The following is a 20265-nucleotide window of genomic DNA, read 5'->3' as shown; positions in this document are numbered from 1 at the left end:
TAACACGCACACAGTTGTTGGTTTTATACCTCCGGTCCTTTATTGGAAATTACTGTGGTGGCTTAACCGGGAATAAATATGAAAATACCTAACATAACAATACAACAATTATTAGAAGCAGGCGTTCATCTTGGACATAAAACTTTAAGATGGAATCCAAAAATGAAAAAATACATTTTTGGTAAAAGAGACTCAATTCATATAATGGATTTAACTCAAACCTTAGAGCTTAGTAAAGTAGCTTTAGAAAAAATTTATTCTACGATAGCAAATAATGGAAAAATTTTATTTGTATCTACAAAAAAACAAGCATCAGAAGCAATAGCAGAAGTTGCCAAAGAAACAGATCAATATTTTGTCAATTATAGATGGCTAGGTGGCATGCTTACTAATTGGGGTACTATTTCTGGCTCAATCAAAAAGATGAAAAAATATGAGGCCGATCTTGTTGCTGAGAATAGAGGTTTTACAAAAAAAGAACTTTTAAAAATGAGTGTCAAAAAAGACAAACTTGAAAGATCTCTAGGCGGTATTGCAGAAATGAAAAAAACACCTGATTTAGTTTTTATAATTGATACAAACTATGAAATCTTTAGCAATAGCTGAGTCAGTTAAATTAGGTATACCTATAATTGCAATTCTTGATAGTAATTCAAATCCAGATAATATTGATTACCCAATACCTGGTAACGATGATGCACGTAGATCTATAGATCTTTATTGCAATTTAATTAAAGAAACAATTAATAATGCTAAGAGTTCAATTCCAGCTCCTGAACCTAAAAAAGAAGTTGCTAAGGATAAAAATGAAAAAACTCAAGGAAAAACAGTCCAAGAAATTGATAGAGAAAAACTAGAACAAAAATTTCCTAAAAATAATAAGGAGACTTTAAATTAATATGAGTGATATTGAAAATGTTAAGAAATTAAGAGAAGCAACTGGTGCTGGATTTAAAGATTGTAATCTCGCAATTAAAGAGTCTAGTGGAGACATTGATAAAGCAATTGAAATTTTACGTGTAAAAGGAATTTCAAAAGCATCAAAAAAAATGTCTAGAGATGCAAAAGAAGGAGTAGTTGCTGTAAGTGGCAATGAGGCAAAAACATCAGTAATTGAAGTAAACTGTGAAACAGACTTTGTTGCCAAAAATGAGGATTTTACAAACTTTGTCAAAGAGTTGAGTGAATTAAATAACGAAAAAAACTCTAATTTAGATGAGCTAAAAAATTCTAAAATGAAAAATGGTGAAACAGTTGAAAACAATGTTGTTGCTTTAATTGCTAAAATTGGTGAAAAAATTACAATTGGCAAAGCCAAAACAATAAATAATGCCGGAACAATTAATAATCATTATCTTCATACAGTTGTAAAAGATAATATTTCAAAATTAGCAGTAATTGTTTCGTTAGAAACAAAAGATAATTCTGACACTATTAAAACTTTTGGAAAACAATTATCAATGCATATTGCTGCCTCTAATCCATTGGCATTATCATCTAAGTCGATTGAACAATCAATTATAGATAAAGAACAAGAGCTGGTAACTGAGGAATTAAAAAACTCGGGAAAACCAGATGATATTGCAAAAAAAATTAGCTTAGGTAAGATGAACAAGTTTAGAGAAGAAAATGCTCTTTTATCACAAGCTTGGGTTATGGAGCCTAAGAAAAAAGTTCAAGATATAGTTAAAGAACTTTCAATAACTGATTTAAAAATAAAAGAGTTTTATAGAATAAAGATTGGAGAATAAATGTTTGATGAAAAATCATACAGCCTCAAAATGGATAAAACCATAGAGGTTTTCTCGAAAGAACTTAGCTCATTAAGAACTGGCAGAGCTAATGCAGCAATGCTTGATTTAGTTAAAGTTGATGTTTATGGACAACTAATGCCAATAAACCAAGTTGGCAGTATAACAACACCTGAGCCAAGAATGATTAACATACAAGTTTGGGACGCCAACAATGTACCATTAATTGATGCTGCTATTAAAAAATCTGATTTGGGCTTAAATCCACAAATTGATGATCAACTAATCAGGTTGCCAGTTCCAGAACTAAATGAAGAAAGAAGAACAGAATTAAAAAAAATCATTAAATCTATTGGTGAAAAATGCAAAGTATCCATAAGAAATATTAGAAGAGACGCTAATGATGAATTAAAAAAACTTTTAAAAGATAAAGAGATTGGTGAAGATGAGGAGAAATCTTCTGAAAAAAACGTTCAAACAATCACAGATAATCATATCAAATCAGTAGATGAAAAGGTTTCTTTAAAAGAAAAAGAAATAATGACAATATAAAATGAACCCACTTAATCATGTGGCTATTATTATGGATGGTAATGGTCGTTGGGGATTGAAAAAAAAAAATTCTAGAAATGCTGGCCATAGGGCAGGATTACATTCAGTTGAAAAAATCATTAAAGAGACCATTAAACAAAATATCCAATACTTAACGTTATTCACTTTTTCTACTGAAAACTGGAAAAGACCAAAAAAAGAAATAACTTACCTATTAAATTTGTTAGAAAATTTTTTGGTTGATAAAATCGAAGATCTGCATGAACAAAATATTAAGCTAAATATAATTGGAGTTAAAAATTTTTCAAAAAAATTGAATTCTATTTTGAATATATCAGAAAAAAAAACGTCAAAAAATACAAAACTACAAATTAATCTTGCGTTAAATTATGGATCAAAATTTGAACTATTAAATGCTTTTAAAAATTTAAATAAAAATAATGAAAAAATAAGTGAAAAAAATTTAAAGAAATATTTACAAACCAAAAATATTCCAGATCCAGAAATATTGATCAGAACAGGAAATACAAAAAGATTAAGTAATTTTCTATTATGGCAAATAGCATATACAGAAATTTTTTTTGAAAAAAAACTTTGGCCAGATTTCAATGAAAATGACTATATTAAAATAATAAAAAGTTTCAAAAAAATTAAAAGAAATTTTGGTAGCATCTAATGAGTCAAGAACTTTTTAAAAGAATCTTAAGTTCAATTATTTTAATTCCTATTGCATTATTTTTTATAATTAAAGGTTCTTTTTTATTTAATTTTTTTATTATACTTTGTTTTTTTATAACAGCATACGAGTGGCACATGATGAGTAAAAAAAAATCATACTATTTATTTGGCCTCATCTTTCTCATTTTTTCTTTTTATACATCATTTAAAATGATTAGTTTTTCTGGAAGCTATCATTACTTTTTAACTGTTATGTTAATTTGTATTTCAACAGATATTGGTGGCTATATATTTGGTAAAATATTCAAAGGACCTAAATTAACAAAGATAAGTCCGAAAAAAACTTATTCTGGTATGATTGGTGGCTACATTTTATCAATTATATGTTTAAGCATATTTCTCAGCTCTAGATATGTTTTTACAAAACCTACCGATGTAACAGCTGATATTTTTATATTCATTTTATTGGTTTCTTCAATTAGTCAGATCGGTGATATAATTATTTCTATTTTTAAAAGATTGTCAAAAATTAAAGACACCGGAACAATTATACCTGGACATGGTGGATTATTAGATAGAATAGATGGAATGATCTTCGCATTTCCATTTTCATACATAATTTTAAAAATTAATATATTTCAATATTTTTAAATGAAAAAAAAAATTGCAATTCTTGGATCAACTGGTTCAATTGGAAAAACACTATTTAATTTAATATTAAGAGAAAAAAAAAATTTTGAATTATCTCTTCTTACAGCTAATAAGTCTCACAAGATATTATTAAAACAAGCCAAGGCTTTAAATATCAAAAATTTAATTATAACTAATAAAAAAGATTATGAAATTTTAAAACAAAAAACAAATAATAGCAAAATTAGAGTTTTTAACGATTTTACACAATTAGATAAAATCTTTAAAAAAAAGATTGATTACGTAATGAGCTCTATCTCTGGTATACATGGGTTAGAACCAACTATCAAAATTATTAAGTTTACAAAAAAAATTGCAATCGCAAATAAAGAGTCAATAATATGTGGATGGAACTTAATTCAATCTCAGCTTAATAAGCATAAAACTGAATTTATACCAGTCGAACTCTGAACATTTTTCAATATGGTATGGTCTAAAGAATTACAAAAGTAGAAATTTAGAAAATATTTTTCTTACAGCATCAGGTGGACCATTTTACAAAACATCATTAAGTAAATTTAAAAAGATAAAAGTTTCTGATGCTTTAAAACATCCTAATTGGAAAATGGGAAAAAAAATCTCTACAGATTCAGCGACAATGATTAATAAAGTTTATGAAGTTATTGAAGCTAGAAAATTATTTGATGTTAACTATAAAAAAATTAAGATTCTTATACATCCTAAATCATATGTTCATGCAATATTGAAATTTAATAATGGTCTGACGAATGTGATTGTGCATGATACAACTATGAAAATACCAATTTTTAATACGCTTTTCTTAGATAGTGGTCATAAATTGAAAACAAACAAAGTTGATCTAGATATTTTAAATAATTTAAATTTAAATAATGTTAACTCAAAGCGTTTTCCAATGATCAAACTATTAAATTTTTTACCAGATAATCATTCTCTCTATGAAACAGTTATTGTTGCTGCTAATGACAAACTTGTTGAGTTATTTTTGAATAATAAAATAAAATTTACTGATATTCAAAAAAATCTATTTAAGATTATTAAGAAAAATGAATTTCAAAAGTTTAAAAAAATATCACCTAAAAATATTACAGATATAACCAATTTGAACGATTATGTTCGTTTAAAAATTGATAAAAACAATATATAAAAGCAAGAAATTATGAAACTAATTAAAATATTCTCACTAACAATTTTGTTTAATTATTTTTTCTTATCTTTTTCTTATAGCGAGATTGTAAAGGAAATAAGAATTGTTGGTAATGAGAGAATTACTGACGAAATCATATCAATGTTTTCAGATATTGAAATCGGTCAGGATGTTAAAAGCTCTGATGTTAATAAAGTAATTAAAAATTTATATGAATCTAATTTTTTTATCAATGTTTCTGCATCTTTAAATAATAGTATATTATCAATTAATGTTGACGAAGCACCATTAATAGAAAATATAGTAATTACCGGTATTAAAGCTGACAAAAATATAGAATTAATTAAAAAAAATTTTATACTAAAATCAAGAAGCTCATTTAATAATGTACAATTAATTCAAGAAGTTCAAACCATAGAATCAACTCTTAAAAATTTAGGTTATTATTTTGCTGAAGTTAATCCTTATGTGGAAACTTTAGATAACAATATGGTGAATATTGAATACAAAATTGAATTAGGAAATAAAGCAAAAATTAGAAAAATATCTTTTTTAGGTGATAAAATTTTTAAAGATAGAAAATTAAAAAATATAATAATAAGTGAAGAATATAAATTTTGGAAATTTATTAGTGGTAAGAAATATCTCCAGGAACAGTTAATAGCAATTGATAAAAGATTATTAACAAACTTTTACTTAAATAAAGGTTTTTACAATGTAAAAGTCAATTCTTCTTTTGCTAAATTAATTAAAAATGATGAATTTGAGATAATTTTTAATGTTGATCCTGGTAAAAAAATTACCTTCAATGAAATGAATATTATTTTGCCAGATAACTTTACGAAAGATAATTATAAAAACTTAGAAGATTTGTTTATTAAGTTAAAGGGTGAGCGCTATTCAATTAACTCAGTTGAAAAAATTGTTAATGAAATAGATAAAATTACAATTCAGGATGAATTTAAAACTTCTAAAGCTTTTGTTAAAGAGATTGTTATTGATGATAAGTTAAACATTGATTTCATCATCAATGAGTCTGCCAAATTTTTTGTAGAAAAAATTAATATATTCGGAAACAATGTTACAAGAGAAAATGTAATTAGAAATCAATTAGAGCTGGATGAGGGAGATCCATTTAGTGAAATTTTAACAAATAAATCAAAAAACAATATTAAAAGTTTAAATTTTTTTAAGAATGTAAAAACTCAGATATTAGATGGAGATGGCTTTAACTCTAAAATTATTAATATTGAAGTTGAAGAAAAAGCTACTGGAGAAATACAAGCTGGAGCAGGTGCTGGAACTGAGGGTGCTACAGTTTTTTTTGGTATAAAAGAGAATAACTATTTGGGCAAAGGTCTTAGTGTTGACTCAAACGTATTAATTTCTGCTGAAAGATTTAAGGGTAAATTAAGTATTACTAATCCAAATTACAAGAATTCTGATAAATCAACATTTGTTAATATACAAGCGATAGAAATTGATCAACTTGAAAATTATGGTTACAAAACTAGCAAAACAGGATTTGAATTAGGAACAAATTTTGAATACTTAGAAAATTTAAGGCTTGGATTATCAACAAGTACATTTTTAGAGAAAATTGATACAGATTCAACAGCTTCTACGCGTCAAAAAGCACAAAAAGGAAATTATTTAGATACATTTTTAAAATTTAATTTTGATTTAGACAAAAGAAATCAAAAATTTAAAACATCAGAAGGTTATAGGTCTAGATACAGTATTAATGTTCCTATTGTGAGTGATACAAATACATTAACTAATAGCTATAATTATAAAATTTATTCGGAATTGTACGAAAACAATCTTTCATCATTTTCATTATTATTAAAGAGCGCAATATCAATTACTAGTGATGATGTTAAATTAACAGAACGTCTTTCAATACCCTCTAACAGATTGAGAGGTTTCGAACGTGGAAAAATTGGACCAAGAGATGGAACTGATTATATTGGTGGAAATTATCTAACAGCTATTAATTTTCAAACTTCAATTCCTAAATTATTTGATAATTCACAAAATCTTGATGGAGTAATTTTTTTTGATGCTGCAAATGTATGGGGTGTAGATTATGATTCTTCGATTGATGATGGTAGTGAAATTAGAAGTTCAATTGGCATAGGAGTAGATTGGCTCACAATTGTTGGTCCATTAAACTTTTCTTTGACAGAAGTTATTTCTAAAAGTGATACTGATATCACTGAGACATTTAGATTCAATTTAGGAACTACATTTTAATGAATTATTTACATAAATTTTTGTTAATTTTTTTTATTTTTTTTATATCTACAAATTTATCTAATAGTAAAGAAACAGCATTCGTTGATATAGACTATATAGTAGCGAACTCAAATATTGGAAAAAAAGTATTAGAAAATATTAATAAATTAAATAAAAAAAATGTAGAAATCTTAAAAAAAAAAATAAATCTTTACAAGAACTTGAAATTACTATCAAAAATAAAAAAAATGTGATTTCAGAAGATGCTTTTAATAAAGAAGTAGTTTCTTTCCAAAAAAAAGTTCAAGAATTAAAAACAGAAAAAAATAAAATTGTAAAAAATTATAATGATTTAAAAAGAAAAGAAATAGAAAATGTTTTTAAAAAGATAAGCCCTATAATTAATGATTATATGGAAGAAAATTCAATTAGCATACTATTAGACTCTAAAAATATTTTTATGGGTTCACAAAAATCAAATTTAACTGAAGATATTTTGGATAGAATTAACAAAAAATTTAAATAACTATGATTAAATTAAATAAACAAGACATCATAAATTTACTTCCCCATAGAGAGCCAATGCTATTAATTGATGAACTTTATGATATTAAAAAACTTTTTTCTGCAACAGCAGTAGTAAATGTTAAAAAAGATAGCTTTTTTGTGCAGGGCCATTTTCCTGGTCAACCAGTTATGCCCGGTGTTCTAATTGTTGAGTCATTCGGTCAAGCTGCTGCTGCCTTAACTGCTCATGGACTTGATAAATCTACATATGAAAATAAATTAGTTTTTCTGATGGGTGTTGAAAAAGCTAGATTTCGTAATCCTGTTATACCAGATTGTAAATTAATTTTAAAAATAGAGGCTATTAGATCACACGGCAGAGTTTGGAAATACAAAGGCGAAGCTTTTGTTGATGATAAAAAAATGGCTGATGCAATATGGTCAGCCACAATTGTAGATAAGAAATAAACAGCAATAAATATTGATAACTCATTTCTATTTGCTTTGTTAAAAGCAATAATGGTTAACCCTTTTTTTAAAAATAATGGTCCTTTTAAAATTCTTGATATATTAAAGATATTAAACATAAAAGATATAAACTCAGATAAAAATCAAAAAGTTACGGATGTAAAAGATTTATTTACATCAAAATCTGGTGATATTACTTTTTTTCACTCAAAAAAATATAAAGATATAGCTAAAGACACTAAAGCTTCTTTTTGTATTACTACTCAAAATCTTAAAAATGAATTACATAAAGATTGTGAACCGTTGATTGTTAACAATGTTTTAGTTGCTACATCACTAGTTACCGCAAAATTTTATCCAAATTCTATTAATGATATTTTTGATCATACAGTTAATGAGATCAAAGATACTAAATTTAAAGATACAGTACAATTTGGAAAAAATGTTTTAATTGGAGATAACGTTCAAGTTGGTAATAATTGCTCAATTGGACACAACACAATTATAGAAAAAAATGTTTCAATTGGTAATAATTGTTCAATTGGATCAAATAACATCATAAGAAACTCTTTAATTAAAGATAATGTAAAGATCCTAGATAATTGTGTTTTAGGCAAACATGGTTTTGGTTTCTTTCCCAAGGATGGCGAAAATTTAAGATATCCTCATATAGGCATTGTTATAATTGAAGATAATTGTGAAATAGGATGCGGCTCAACAATTGATAGGGGATCAATGTCTAATACTATTATCGGAAAAAATACGTATTTGGATAATCAAATACATATTGCGCATAACGTAAAAATTGGAGAAAACTCAATTATTGCTGGTCAAGTTGGAATTGCTGGCAGTTCTATAATCGGTAACAATGTCAAAATTGGTGGTCAAGCAGGAATTTCTGGTCATTTAAGAATTGGAAACAATGTTGAAATTGCTGGAGGCAGCGGTGTTATCAAAAGTATTTCTGATAATTCAAAAGTGATGGGTTATCCAGCTAAAAATATTAGAGAATTTTTGAAAGAAAATAAATGATACATAAATCAGCAATTATTGATCCAAAAGCTAAAATAAGCAGAAATGTTAAAGTTGGACCTTATTCAATTATTGGACCCAATGTTGAAATAGGTGAAGAAACTGAAATTCAATCTCATGTGAGCATTTTAGGAAATACCAAAATCGGAGTAAATAATAAAATTTATCCTTTTGTATCTATAGGAAATGATCCTCAAGATTTGAAATATAATGGTGAAGAAACAAAACTAGAAATTGGTAATAATAATAAAATTAGAGAGTATGTTACTATAAACCCAGGCACAAAAGGTGGTGGAGGTTTAACAAAGATTGGAAATAATTGCTTATTTATGGTTTCTTCACACATAGCACACGATTGTTTGGTTGGAAATAATGTAATTTTAGCAAACAATGTTCCTCTTGGTGGTCATGCAATAATTGAGGATAATGTAATAATTGGTGGAAATTCTGCTGTTCAACAATTTACAAGAGTTGGCAGATCAGCAATGATCGGTGGAATGTGTGGAGTTGTAAAAGATATAATACCATATGGTATAGCTCATGGGAATAGAAGTGTATTACAAGGTTTAAATTTAATAGGACTTAGAAGAAAAAATATCCCTAATAAAGAAATAATAAAATTAAGTGATGCTTACAAAGAAATATTTAAAAATAAAAATTTAACTGAAAATTTAAGTAATTTAGATAAAAGTTTCAGAAAAAATGAACTCGTATTAGAAGTAGTTAACTTTTTAGAAAAAGATAAAAAAAGGCCTATTTGCACGCCTTTTTCAAAATAAGATGATTGGATTATTTTTAGGAGATACTGATTTTTCAGAAATTGTTCTCAACAAGGTTAAAAAATTAAAAAAAAAACATTTTATTATTGATTTTTCAAGAAATAATAAATTTAAGAAGGAAAAAAATTCTTATAGAATTAGTATTGGTAAATTTGGTGAAATAATAAAACTTATTAAAGAAAAAAAATCTAAAAAAGTTTTATTTGCTGGAAAAATAACAAAACCAAATTTTTCATCTTTAAGATTAGATTTAAAAGGTATTTATTACATGCCAAGTGTAATTAGAGCTGCTAAGATAGGTGATGCAGCAATCATTAAAGCAATAATTGAAATTTTGGCAAATGAAGGAATTAAAGTAGTAAGCTCAGTATTTTTTAATCCTGAACTTTCATTAAAAAAAGGAAATTTTTCAAAAATAAAACCTAATAAACAGGATATTATTTCTATAAAAAAAGGTGAGTCCTATTTTAATAAAATCAATAATTTAAATCATATACAAGCTTTAGTTGTTAAGGATGGTAAAATCGTTGCCACAGAGAGTAGAGAAGGTACAAAAAAAATGCTTTCTAAATTGAAAATAATTTCAGATGGTATTTTGATCAAATTACCCAAAAAAAAACAAGACTTAAGAATAGATTTACCAACAATAGGTTTACAAACTTTAAAAGATATTAAAAAACATGGTTTAAAAGGTGTTGTTTTGAAATCTAAAAAAAATATTTTTTTAGATAAGAAAAAAGTAACTACTTTTGCAAATAAAAATAAAATTTTTATTAAAATTATATGAAGAAAATTTTTATTTTAACAGGTGAACCATCAGGAGATAAGCTTGCTTCAACAGTTATATCAAGGCTTAAATTAGAAAATCCTGAAATTGAGTATTTAGCTGTAGGTGGAACTCATTTAAAAAATTTAGGTATTAGTTCAATTTTTGATTTAAAAGAAATTACTTATCTTGGATTTACAAGCGTTTTATTAAATATTTTTAAAATTAAATCCAAAATTAACCTCACTGTTGATGAAATTATAAAATTTAATCCAGACATATTGTTTAGTGTTGATAGCCCTGATTTTACTCTTAGAGTTGCTGAAAGAGTAAAAAAAATTAATAAAAATATTAAAACAATTCATTATGTAGCTCCTCAAGTATGGGTATGGCGAAAAAATAGAGTTAAAAAAATTAAAAAATTTATTGATCATATCCTTTTATTGTTTAATTTTGAAAAAGAATATTTTGATAAAGAAAACATTAAAAATACTTTTGTTGGCCACCCTTTAATTGAAAGAAATCAAAACAATAGGATAGTAATTGATAGTATTTTACCAAAAGATAAAAAAATTATATCCTTATTTCCTGGTAGTAGAAAATCTGAAACTAATGTTTTATTACCAATATTGATTGATTTTATAAAACTTATGAATAAAAAAAATGATGATTACTTTTTTTATATTCATGCTACTGAAGAAAATAAAAATTTTATCATAGAAAATATAAAAAAAATTAATATTGGTAATTTAGATGTTACTTCTGAAGAAAATATTAAATCAATAATTTTATCTAAATCAGTCTTTGCTGTTTCAAAATCCGGAACTGTTTCTTTACAGATTTGTAACTCAAATATTCCTTCAATTATTATCTACAAACTAAGTTTTATCAATTTTATGATTTTTAAAATGTTAGTTAATGTAAAATTTGCAAATATTATTAATATAATAAATAATAAAGAAGTTATTCCTGAATTATTACAAAAAGAATGTAATGCTGAAGAAATATATAAATCTGTGATTTATTTATTAAAAAACCCTGAGTTAACTCAAAAACAATTAACTGAATGTTCTAAAACACTAGATGGTATTAGGTCTAAAACTTCATCCGCTGAGGAAGCTAGTTCTATATTGTTAGAGTATCTTTCCTAGTCTTTTTTCAACTTCATCTTTTCCTAATGAAATTACAATATCATACAAACCTGGACCAAATTTAGATCCTGTTAAAGCCACCCTTAATGGCTGACCTACGCCCTTAAAATTTGTTTCATGTTTCTTTATTAATTCATTAACTATTGACTCTAAATTTTCTTTATTAAAATCATTTAATGAAGAAAGTTCATTTTTAAATTCAGAAATAATTTTTTTTGCCTTATCGTCTATCAATTTAAAATCATTTTCATCAAATTTTACTTCATCTACAATGATATATTTTGTGTTATTAAATATATCTTCTAAAGTTTTTGCTTTATTTTTTAAAAAAGATAATGATGATTTTATTTTTGCTTCTTTTTCAGGTTTTATTTTCTCCTTATAAATTTCACAATAATTAACTAGATTTAAGTAAAGATCATTTTCATCAATAGTTTTGATGTAGTGTTCATTCATTGACAGAATACGGCTTATATCCAATTTTGAGGGTGATTTGCCTATGCCTTCTAAATTAAAGCATTTGATACTTTCCTCTAAGGTAAATATTTCCTTGTTCTTATAAGACCAACCAAGTCTAAGTAGATAATTTCTTAAAGCATCAGGCATAATTCCTATTTTTGAATAATCATCCAGAGTTGAAGCATTATCTCTCTTAGATAATTTTTTCCCCTCTATTGTATGAATTAATGGAATATGAGCAAATTGAGGAACTTCCCATTTCATGGACAAATAAATTTGAATTTGTTTAAAAGTATTTATTTTATGATCATCGCCTCTAATAATATGCGTCATGCCCATTTGATGATCATCTACAGTCGCGGATAAATTATATGTTGGTGTACCATCATTTCTTAAAATTATAAAATCTTCAATTGTGTTATTTTCAATTTCAACATCACCTTGCACTAAATCTTTAAGAATAGAACTTCCCTCAATTTTACTTTTAAATCTAATTACTGGTTTTATATCTTTGGGAGCATCTTTTTCATCTGTGTCTCTCCATTTTCTATTATAGATATAAGGCATTTTTTTTTGCCTAGCTCTTTTTTTTTGTTCCTCAATCTCATCTGTTGAACAGTAGCATTTATAGGCATACCCATTTTTAAGTAGTTCATTTGCTACATTTATATGATCATCAATTTTCGTTGATTGAATATACTCTTCACCTTCATGTTCTATACCAATCCAATTTAAAGACTTAATAATTTGAATTTTATGTTCATCTTTAGATCTTTCTTTATCTGTATCTTCAATTCTTAAATAAAAAGAACCATTTTGATTTTTCGAATAAAGCCAATTAAATAAGGCAGTACGTACACCACCAATATGAAGAGCACCAGTAGGTGAGGGAGCAAAACGTGTTGCAACTTTAGACATTTGTGTTGTTTAGACTATTTTTTTAGAAGTTTCTATATAAAGATACTAAAACGCCCTGAACTTTCACTCTATCTGGGCCAAAAATCTTAGTTTCATAGTTTCTATTAGCGCTTTCAAGTGCAACAACTTTACCTTTTTTATGAATTCTTTTAAGCATAGCTTCGTGTTCATCAATTAATGCTACGACTATTTTGCCATTATCTGCAGTATTAGTTCTTCTAATAATTACTGTGTCACCCTCATTAATGCCTGCTTCTATCATTGAGTCACCTTGAACTTTTAACCCAAAGTAATCACCATTTTTTTCTAAATTACTAGGTAAAGGAATTCTTGACACTTCATTTTGAATTGCTTCTACAGGTGTACCAGCAGCTATTTTTCCAAGCACTGGAACTTCTATTTCATCAGAATTTATGTGTACTTTGTCTAAACCACCTTTAATAACGCTAGGTGAAAAACTGTTGTAAATATCATTGGCAGAAGCTGTTTCTGGTAATTTGATAACCTCTAATGCTCTTGCTTTATGTGCTAATCTTTTAATAAAACCTCTTTCTTCTAAAGCACTTATTAATCTATGAATTCCAGATTTTGACTTTAAATTTAAAGATTGCTTCATTTCCTCGTATGAAGGAGATACACCTGAACTTCTCAACTTCTTGTTGATAAATAAAAGCAGGTTTTTTTGTTTTTTTGTAAGCATAAGAACAAATATCGTACAAATAATGTTCTATAAAAGTTCTTCTAATATAACAATAGTAAAAAACACCAGCAAAATAGGGGTTTATTTAACTATAAAATTGAAAATATTGAATTTTCTTTTAAATTTTTCAAAAGTGATTCACCAATTAAGAAAGTGTTAATAGTTGTTTTGTTTTTTAAATCTAAAAGTTCTTCTTTTGTCTTAATTCCACTTTCAGAGATAAGTGGCCCTTGGTGATTAACTAACATATTATGAATATCATAGGTTGTATTGATATCAGTTTTTAAAGTTTTCAAGTTTCTATTATTAATACCTATTAAAGCTTCTTTAAAGTTCAAAGCTTTTTTTGCTTCCTCAACAGTATGCACCTCAACTATAACTGACATATTAAACTTTAAAGCTTCATAATATAATTCATTCGCTAAATCATCCGACACACCAGCTAGTATAATTAAAATTGCATCTGCTCCATAGCTTTTAGCCAAAGGAACCTGAAACTTATCAATAAAAAAATCTTTACATAAAATAGGAAGTTTAATTTTATCTTTTATTTTACTAACATGAATTAAGTTACCTAAGAAAAAATCTTCTTCAGTAAGTACAGATAGGCAAGTTACATTATTCTCTTTATAAATTTTTGCAATTTCAACTGGGTTATAATTATCAATGATAACTCCAGCTGAAGGGCTTGCCTTTTTTATTTCTGCAATAATTGAACTTTTTTTATTAATTAAATTATTTTGAATTTTATTTTTAAAATCAATAAATGAATTATTTTTATTAATGATTTCATTTAAAGATTTGACGTCTATAGTCTTTTTCAATAAATCTATTTTCTCAATTTTTTTTTTGATTATCTTTTCAAGAATGTTTTCAGACATTTTGTATTTTTTCTAAATGTGAGTAGGGTTTACCTGACAATATAAATTTTCTTGAAAAATTATAGGCATCTAAAAATTTTGTAAACTTTTCGCTAACTATTAAACCTGCAGCGGTATTTAAACAAACGGCTTTTGAAAAATCATTATCTTTCCCTTTAAATATTTCAATCATTTTATTTGCATTAAATTTTGCATCATCACCTACAAGATTTTCAAATTTTTCAGCATTAACATTTAAAAGTTTTGGATCGATCATAAATTCAGATATTTTACCATCTTTTAATTGCATAACATTTGTTTTTGCATAGGGCGATATTTCATCTAATCCATCTTCACTATTTACTATCCATGCAAATTTAATATCTAAATTTTTAAGACCTTCAGCAAAAATTTTTAACAATTTTTTATCAAAAACTCCAACGACTTGTCTGTTAACTAAAGCTGGATTACTTAACGGTCCAATCATGTTAAAGATGGTTCTTTTACCTATTTTTTTTCTTACTGGCCCAACAAATCTCATTGCACTATGATAATTTGGAGCAAACATGAAGCCAAAATTATTATTGTTAATTCCTTTTTCTATCTCAGTAGGCTCAAGATCGATTTTAATTTTTAATGCTTCAAGAACATCACCAGACCCACATTTTGAAGAAACAGCTTTATTACCATGTTTGGCTACTTTTGTGCCCATGCTTGCTAAAAGTAAAGCTGAAGCAGTTGATATATTAAGTGTATTCATCCCATCACCACCTGTTCCACAAGTATCAACACAATCAGTAACTTTTACTCTTTTAGATTTTTCTCTTAGAACATAAACACCCCCAGCTATTTCATCAGAAACTTCACCTTTTTCTGAAAGTAATGTTAAAAAATCATAAATTTCATCTTCACTTGCTTTTCCTGTCATCAATAATTCAAAAGCTGATTTACTTTCTTCAAAACTTAAGTTTTGTTTTTTTTTGAGTTTTTCAAGAAATTGTTGCATTGAATTAATTGTTTACAAAGTTTTTTAATATTTTAATTCCTAATATAGTTTTAATACTTTCGGGATGAAATTGCACACCATGAATATCGTACTTCTTGTGCTGAACACCCATAATAAGACCTTCGTTGGTTTCTGCTGTAATTTCTAAGTCTTTAGATAACGATTTCTTGTCAATTATTAGACTATGATATCTAGTTGCCTCAAAGGTTTTTGGAAGTTTTTTTAAGATCCCAATTCTTTTAGATTTTATTTTACTAGTTTTTCCATGCATTAATTTTTTTGCCTGAACAATTTTTGACCCAAAAACTTGACCTATGATTTGATGACCTAGACAGACACCAAGAAATGGCAAGTCTTTATGAAGTGTTTTTAAGATATTCAAACAATTCCCTGATTGGTTTGGGTTACCAGGACCCGGAGAGATAACAATTTTATCATATCTTTTTTTAACAATTTCTTTTGATGTAATTTGATCATTTCTCACAACATCTACTTTAGTTTTTAAAGAAGACAGATAATGGTAAAGATTAAATGTGAAACTATCGTAATTATCTATCAATAATATTTTCATTATCTTAAAGCGTTAATCAAAGCTTTAGCTTTGTTAACTGTTTCCTCATATTCATTAATTGGTTTACTATCTGCAACAATCCCGGCACCCGCTTGTACATAGAATTTATTATTTTTAGCAACAGCCGTTCTTAACGCAATACAAGTATCAAACTCACCATTAGCGGAAAAATATCCAATACTCCCTGCATATACTTTTCTTTTAGTAGTTTCCAATTCATCAATAATTTCCATAGCTCTTATTTTAGGAGCTCCAGAAACGGTTCCAGCAGGAAAACCTGCTAACATAGATTTAAATTTTGAAAACTTTTTATTATATTCACCAATTACATTCGAAACTATGTGCATTACATGAGAATATCGCTCAATAATAAAACTTTCAGTCACTTTGACTGTATTAATTTTAGAAACTTTTCCAGCATCATTTCTTCCAAGATCTAAAAGCATTAAATGTTCAGAGAGTTCTTTTTTATCTTTAAGTAAATCTTTTTCATAAAAAAGATCTTCTTTAGTTGTTTTACCTCTAGGTCTTGTTCCAGCTATGGGTCTTACAGTAATTTTATTATCCCTTAACCTAACTAATATTTCAGGACTTGCACCAATGATTTGAAAATCATTAAAATTAAAGAAAAACATAAAGGGAGATGGATTTGTAATTCTTAGTTTTTTATATATGTCTAAAGGTTTTTTTGTTAATTTAGCCTCAAATCTTTGACTTAGAACCACCTGAAAAATATCACCTAATTTAATGTATTTTTTGGCTCTATCAACCATTTTCATAAATTTATTTTTGGACGTATTAGATTTAACTTTTATTATTTTGTTATTCTTTATAGATGAATTATCTAAAATTTTTAAAGTAGATTGAATTAATAGTTTAGATAATTCAATTTTAATTTCTTCATATTTCTTTTCATAGTTTTTAATTTTTTCATCATTAAAAACATTAACGATATAAAATATTTCTTTTTTTAAATTATCGTAAATTACAAGAGTTCTTGGTCTTAAAAGTCTTACGTCAGGTAAATGAAGATCATTTTTACAGTTATTTGGAATTTTTTCTATGTATCTAATTGAGTCGTAAGAAAAATAACCGGATATCAATGAACAAATTTTAGGCAGTTTTTTAGGTGTTTCAAATTTGAACTCTTCAATAATTTTTTCAATTAATTGATCAGGCTTGTCTTTTAATTTAATTTTTTTTTTATTCTTAATTAAATAAGAATTATTGTTATTAAATTCCCAAATTTTATCAGGATTTTTACCAAAAATAGTATACCTACCTTTTATTTTACCTTTCTCAACAGACTCAAAAATAAAACTATTTTTTTCAACAAGAAAATTATCTATAAGATTAAGGACTTCGTCATCATTTTTAACTTTTTTTGATGCATATATAATTTGATTTTTTTTGCTTCTGTGTCGAAACTTAAAATCTTTGAAGTTTCGATTAATTATCATTTGAAATAATTTTTAACTCTATCAATAGTTTTTTGATTTAGTTGAATTTTATATTTATTATTAAGTAATTGATCATATGAACCAAGAATACTTTTCCTATTATCAGTGTTTTGGGCTTGTACAAATTTTAGGTAATCGTCATCATTTTTGCTATAAGGATTATTTTTTGAATTAATAATTTTAACTAAATAAATTTCATTATCCTTATCACCAACTAGCGTGAAAGAGTTAACAGGTAGGCTATATAATATCTTTACCGAATTTGCCTCAAATGTATCGTGATCGTTAATTGAATTTAGTGAAATATTCTTAAGATTATTGGCAGCCATTTCAGCAAATTTATTATTATCAAATTCCTTTTTTTGAATTTCTTCTAAAACACTTTTGTTAAGATCAAATTTACTTTTTTGATAAACCAATTCAGCTATTTCATCTTTAGTTGTTTTGTCATTTAAATCTGGTCCAAGATCGTATTTATCAATTATTGAGAATAGTAAAAAATTATCACCATTTTCTATAATATCTAATTTAGTTAATCTTTTTGAATAAATTCTATCTTCATTGTTTTTCTTTGTAAAAGAAGGGGCAAATTTATTAATTTCTGTAATATCTACGTTTAGGTTTTCAAGAATTGCCTCAAATGTATCACCTTGAGATATTTTGTTTTCAATTTTATCTATTTCATCAAAAAAATCTTGATTAAATTCTTCTAATCCAATTAAATTTTTTGGATTTAAAATTGCATATTTAAAGTCAATATATTCTTTTTTTAATTGATCTTTATTTTCTTTAACAAACTGTTTTAGTTTTTCATTCGTGTAACTATTTTTTGCTTTATATTGATTAGACATTGCAAAATACTCGATATCTAAGGTTTTATTTTGTTCTTCAAATTTTTTTTTAATTAAAAAATTTGGTGTGATTGTGCCAGCACCAATTAAATCAAATAAATGTTTTTGAAGTTCTCGATTTTTAAGTTGAATCTCAAACATAGGAGCCGACATATTATTTGATAGTAGAAATTTTTCATATTTGGTTCTTTGAAAAACACCATTTTCATCTTGAAAATTTTTATTTTCTTTAATCTTTTTTAAGACAGTCAATTCTGTTATCGAAAGATCAAAATCTTTAACCTCTAAATCAATTAAAGTAGTTGAAATTAATCCTGATAACAATTCTTCAATTATATTTTTATCTAAGTTTTCTCTAATGACTTGTTGCGAAATATTACTTTGATTGAGATAGTCCATGAAATCTTGAGTAGTTACATTCGTCCTATTTATCTTTGCGATATTATTCTGATTATTGGTACTAAATCCTCCGCCAAAACCTCCGAATCCAAACGCAATTACTATTACTGCAATTAAGATTACCCCACCTAATTTTTTGCCGCCAAAGTTTTTCAAAGCTTCCATCATTTTGCTATATATATATTGATCTGTAAAAAACAAATCTATAGATTAAAAAGTCAATTATGACAAATAAATATATGTATTTTATAGCTAATTGGAAAATGTTTGGTAATTTAAGAACATTAAATTCACTAGATAGCGTTATAAAGTTTTCAAATTCTAGTAAAAAAAATAAATTTAAAATAATTTACTGCCCACCAAATACTCTTATCAGACCTTTATCTAAGAGATTGAAAAAAACTAAGTTACTTGTTGGTGCCCAAAACTGTCATCATAATGAAAACTATGGAGCTTTTACAGGAAGCGTGAATGCAAAAATGTTAAAAGATGTCGGGGCTAAATATATTATATTAGGACATTCAGAAAACAGACAATCAGGTGAAACTGATAAATTAATTAATTTAAAAATTAAATCTGCAATTAAAGCTGGTTTAAAAATTATTCTTTGTATTGGTGAAACTTTAAATGAAAAAAGAAAAAATAAAACCAATCAAGTTTTAGCAAAACAAATTAAAAATTGTTTAAAGTCTATTAACAAAAAATCTGATATTGTCATAGCTTACGAACCTGTCTGGTCAATTGGAACTGGACTAATACCTAAATTAGATAATTTATCTAAATCCATCTCATTTATCAAAAATAAATTTGGTAAAAAATCTCCAAAAATTTTATATGGTGGCTCTGTGAATGGTAATAACATTGCTCAACTAAAAGATATTAACAGTTTAGATGGTTTTTTGGTTGGTGGAGCCTCTCAAAACTCAAAAAAATTTATTGATATAATTAAAAAAACCTTTAATTAGACCGCATGGAAAATATATTGTTAGTCATTAACATCATCCTTGCATTTATCTTGGTGTCATTAATACTTTTGCAAAAATCTGAAGGTGGAGCTTTAGGTATTGGTGTTTCTCAGGAAAATTTCATGCTTTCTAGATCTGCTGGAAGCTTCATGACTAAAGCAACTGCCATAGTTGCAACTTTATTTATCATATGTAGTCTAGCACTGACTATCATTTCAAGAGCAGAATTCACCCCAACAAACTCAGTTTTAGATACAATTGAAGAAAAAACTGAAGATACCCCATCAATTCCTGAAGATAAATAAATATTACTTTTCAATTTATTTTTTATTCGCTAT

23 protein-coding genes and 1 pseudogene are annotated in these 20265 nt (G+C 26.2%); 17 read left to right on the top strand and 7 right to left on the bottom strand.

Annotated elements, in window-relative coordinates:
- The first annotated feature begins 78 nt into the window (after nt 1-78).
- The 15 genes and pseudogenes from rpsB to lpxB all read left to right on the top strand — a co-directional run bounded on the left by rpsB (nt 79) and on the right by lpxB (nt 11738).
- Nucleotides 79-898 (top strand): annotated as a pseudogene (gene rpsB / locus ACIJYB_RS04265) (30S ribosomal protein S2).
- A gap of 1 nt (nt 899) precedes the next feature.
- The gene (gene tsf / locus ACIJYB_RS04260; RefSeq protein WP_435150060.1) at nt 900-1751 is read left to right on the top strand and encodes a translation elongation factor Ts; all 852 of its coding nucleotides are present in this window, start codon (nt 900-902) and stop codon (nt 1749-1751) included.
- Complete coding sequence (gene frr / locus ACIJYB_RS04255; protein ID WP_435150059.1) at nt 1752-2303, top strand: ribosome recycling factor; 552 nt, start codon at nt 1752-1754, stop codon at nt 2301-2303.
- Nucleotide 2304: 1 nt separating this feature from the next.
- Nucleotides 2305-2979, top strand: coding sequence for a polyprenyl diphosphate synthase (uppS, locus tag ACIJYB_RS04250; RefSeq protein WP_435150058.1), 675 nt, complete (start codon nt 2305-2307; stop codon nt 2977-2979).
- Complete coding sequence (locus tag ACIJYB_RS04245) at nt 2979-3632, top strand: phosphatidate cytidylyltransferase (protein WP_435150056.1); 654 nt, start codon at nt 2979-2981, stop codon at nt 3630-3632. Before uppS ends, ACIJYB_RS04245 begins: the two co-directional genes overlap by 1 nt.
- Nucleotides 3633-4082 carry a hypothetical protein gene (locus ACIJYB_RS04240; RefSeq protein WP_435150055.1) on the top strand — a complete coding sequence of 150 codons (450 nt, stop codon included), beginning with the start codon at nt 3633-3635 and terminating at the stop codon, nt 4080-4082.
- On the top strand, nt 4045-4797 hold the full coding sequence (locus tag ACIJYB_RS04235; protein WP_435152528.1) for a hypothetical protein: 753 nt from the start codon (nt 4045-4047) through the stop codon (nt 4795-4797). The genes ACIJYB_RS04240 and ACIJYB_RS04235 overlap by 38 nt, the downstream gene beginning before the upstream one ends.
- 12 nt (nt 4798-4809) lie before the next feature.
- Nucleotides 4810-7053: an outer membrane protein assembly factor BamA gene (gene bamA / locus ACIJYB_RS04230; RefSeq protein ID WP_435150053.1), complete on the top strand. Its 2244-nt coding sequence runs from the start codon at nt 4810-4812 to the stop codon at nt 7051-7053.
- Nucleotides 7053-7289 carry a hypothetical protein gene (locus ACIJYB_RS04225; protein WP_435150052.1) on the top strand — a complete coding sequence of 79 codons (237 nt, stop codon included), beginning with the start codon at nt 7053-7055 and terminating at the stop codon, nt 7287-7289. The genes bamA and ACIJYB_RS04225 overlap by 1 nt, the downstream gene beginning before the upstream one ends.
- Nucleotides 7262-7561 (top strand): OmpH family outer membrane protein, encoded by a 300-nt coding sequence (locus ACIJYB_RS04220; protein WP_435152526.1) that lies wholly within the window; start codon nt 7262-7264, stop codon nt 7559-7561. Before ACIJYB_RS04225 ends, ACIJYB_RS04220 begins: the two co-directional genes overlap by 28 nt.
- Before the next feature lie 2 nt (nt 7562-7563).
- Nucleotides 7564-8010 (top strand): 3-hydroxyacyl-ACP dehydratase FabZ, encoded by a 447-nt coding sequence (gene fabZ, locus ACIJYB_RS04215; RefSeq protein WP_435150050.1) that lies wholly within the window; start codon nt 7564-7566, stop codon nt 8008-8010.
- A gap of 51 nt (nt 8011-8061) precedes the next feature.
- The gene (gene lpxD, locus ACIJYB_RS04210; RefSeq protein WP_435150048.1) at nt 8062-9042 is read left to right on the top strand and encodes a UDP-3-O-(3-hydroxymyristoyl)glucosamine N-acyltransferase; all 981 of its coding nucleotides are present in this window, start codon (nt 8062-8064) and stop codon (nt 9040-9042) included.
- Nucleotides 9039-9821 carry an acyl-ACP--UDP-N-acetylglucosamine O-acyltransferase gene (lpxA, locus tag ACIJYB_RS04205; protein ID WP_435150047.1) on the top strand — a complete coding sequence of 261 codons (783 nt, stop codon included), beginning with the start codon at nt 9039-9041 and terminating at the stop codon, nt 9819-9821. Before lpxD ends, lpxA begins: the two co-directional genes overlap by 4 nt.
- A gap of 1 nt (nt 9822) precedes the next feature.
- A complete protein-coding gene (gene lpxI / locus ACIJYB_RS04200; protein ID WP_435150045.1) occupies nt 9823-10608 on the top strand; it encodes a UDP-2,3-diacylglucosamine diphosphatase LpxI domain-containing protein in 786 nt (261 codons plus the stop codon).
- Nucleotides 10605-11738 (top strand): lipid-A-disaccharide synthase, encoded by a 1134-nt coding sequence (lpxB, locus tag ACIJYB_RS04195; protein WP_435150043.1) that lies wholly within the window; start codon nt 10605-10607, stop codon nt 11736-11738. The genes lpxI and lpxB overlap by 4 nt, the downstream gene beginning before the upstream one ends.
- Here lpxB and gltX read toward each other — a convergent pair.
- The 7 genes from gltX to ACIJYB_RS04160 all read right to left on the bottom strand — a co-directional run bounded on the left by gltX (nt 11721) and on the right by ACIJYB_RS04160 (nt 19127).
- Nucleotides 11721-13115 carry a glutamate--tRNA ligase gene (gene gltX, locus ACIJYB_RS04190; protein WP_435150042.1) on the bottom strand — a complete coding sequence of 465 codons (1395 nt, stop codon included), beginning with the start codon at nt 13113-13115 and terminating at the stop codon, nt 11721-11723. The two genes, lpxB and gltX, sit on opposite strands and share 18 nt — an antisense overlap.
- Before the next feature lie 22 nt (nt 13116-13137).
- Complete coding sequence (gene lexA / locus ACIJYB_RS04185; protein WP_435150040.1) at nt 13138-13815, bottom strand: transcriptional repressor LexA; 678 nt, start codon at nt 13813-13815, stop codon at nt 13138-13140.
- Between the two features lie 89 nt (nt 13816-13904).
- Nucleotides 13905-14696, bottom strand: coding sequence for an indole-3-glycerol phosphate synthase TrpC (locus ACIJYB_RS04180; RefSeq protein WP_435150039.1), 792 nt, complete (start codon nt 14694-14696; stop codon nt 13905-13907).
- Nucleotides 14689-15681, bottom strand: a complete 993-nt coding sequence (gene trpD, locus ACIJYB_RS04175) for an anthranilate phosphoribosyltransferase (RefSeq protein ID WP_435150038.1) — start codon at nt 15679-15681, stop codon at nt 14689-14691. The genes ACIJYB_RS04180 and trpD overlap by 8 nt, the downstream gene beginning before the upstream one ends.
- Nucleotides 15682-15685: 4 nt before the next feature.
- Entirely contained in the window at nt 15686-16252 is a 567-nt protein-coding gene (locus ACIJYB_RS04170) for an anthranilate synthase component II (protein ID WP_435150036.1), read from the bottom strand.
- The gene (gene trpE, locus ACIJYB_RS04165) at nt 16252-17709 is read right to left on the bottom strand and encodes an anthranilate synthase component I (protein ID WP_435152523.1); all 1458 of its coding nucleotides are present in this window, start codon (nt 17707-17709) and stop codon (nt 16252-16254) included. The genes ACIJYB_RS04170 and trpE overlap by 1 nt, the downstream gene beginning before the upstream one ends.
- Entirely contained in the window at nt 17709-19127 is a 1419-nt protein-coding gene (locus ACIJYB_RS04160) for a SurA N-terminal domain-containing protein (protein WP_435150034.1), read from the bottom strand. The genes trpE and ACIJYB_RS04160 overlap by 1 nt, the downstream gene beginning before the upstream one ends.
- Nucleotides 19128-19186: 59 nt before the next feature.
- Between ACIJYB_RS04160 and tpiA the strand changes: the two genes are divergently transcribed.
- Both tpiA and secG read left to right on the top strand, forming a co-directional pair.
- Entirely contained in the window at nt 19187-19927 is a 741-nt protein-coding gene (tpiA, locus tag ACIJYB_RS04155; protein ID WP_435150032.1) for a triose-phosphate isomerase, read from the top strand.
- A 5-nt stretch (nt 19928-19932) separates the two neighbouring features.
- Nucleotides 19933-20232: a preprotein translocase subunit SecG gene (secG, locus tag ACIJYB_RS04150; RefSeq protein WP_435150031.1), complete on the top strand. Its 300-nt coding sequence runs from the start codon at nt 19933-19935 to the stop codon at nt 20230-20232.
- The last annotated feature ends 33 nt before the right edge of the window (nt 20233-20265 follow it).

Source organism: Candidatus Pelagibacter bacterium nBUS_44, from assembly GCF_051200895.1.
Taxonomy (GTDB): Bacteria; Pseudomonadota; Alphaproteobacteria; order Pelagibacterales; family Pelagibacteraceae; genus Pelagibacter.
This window is presented reverse-complemented; position numbering and strand designations above follow the sequence as displayed.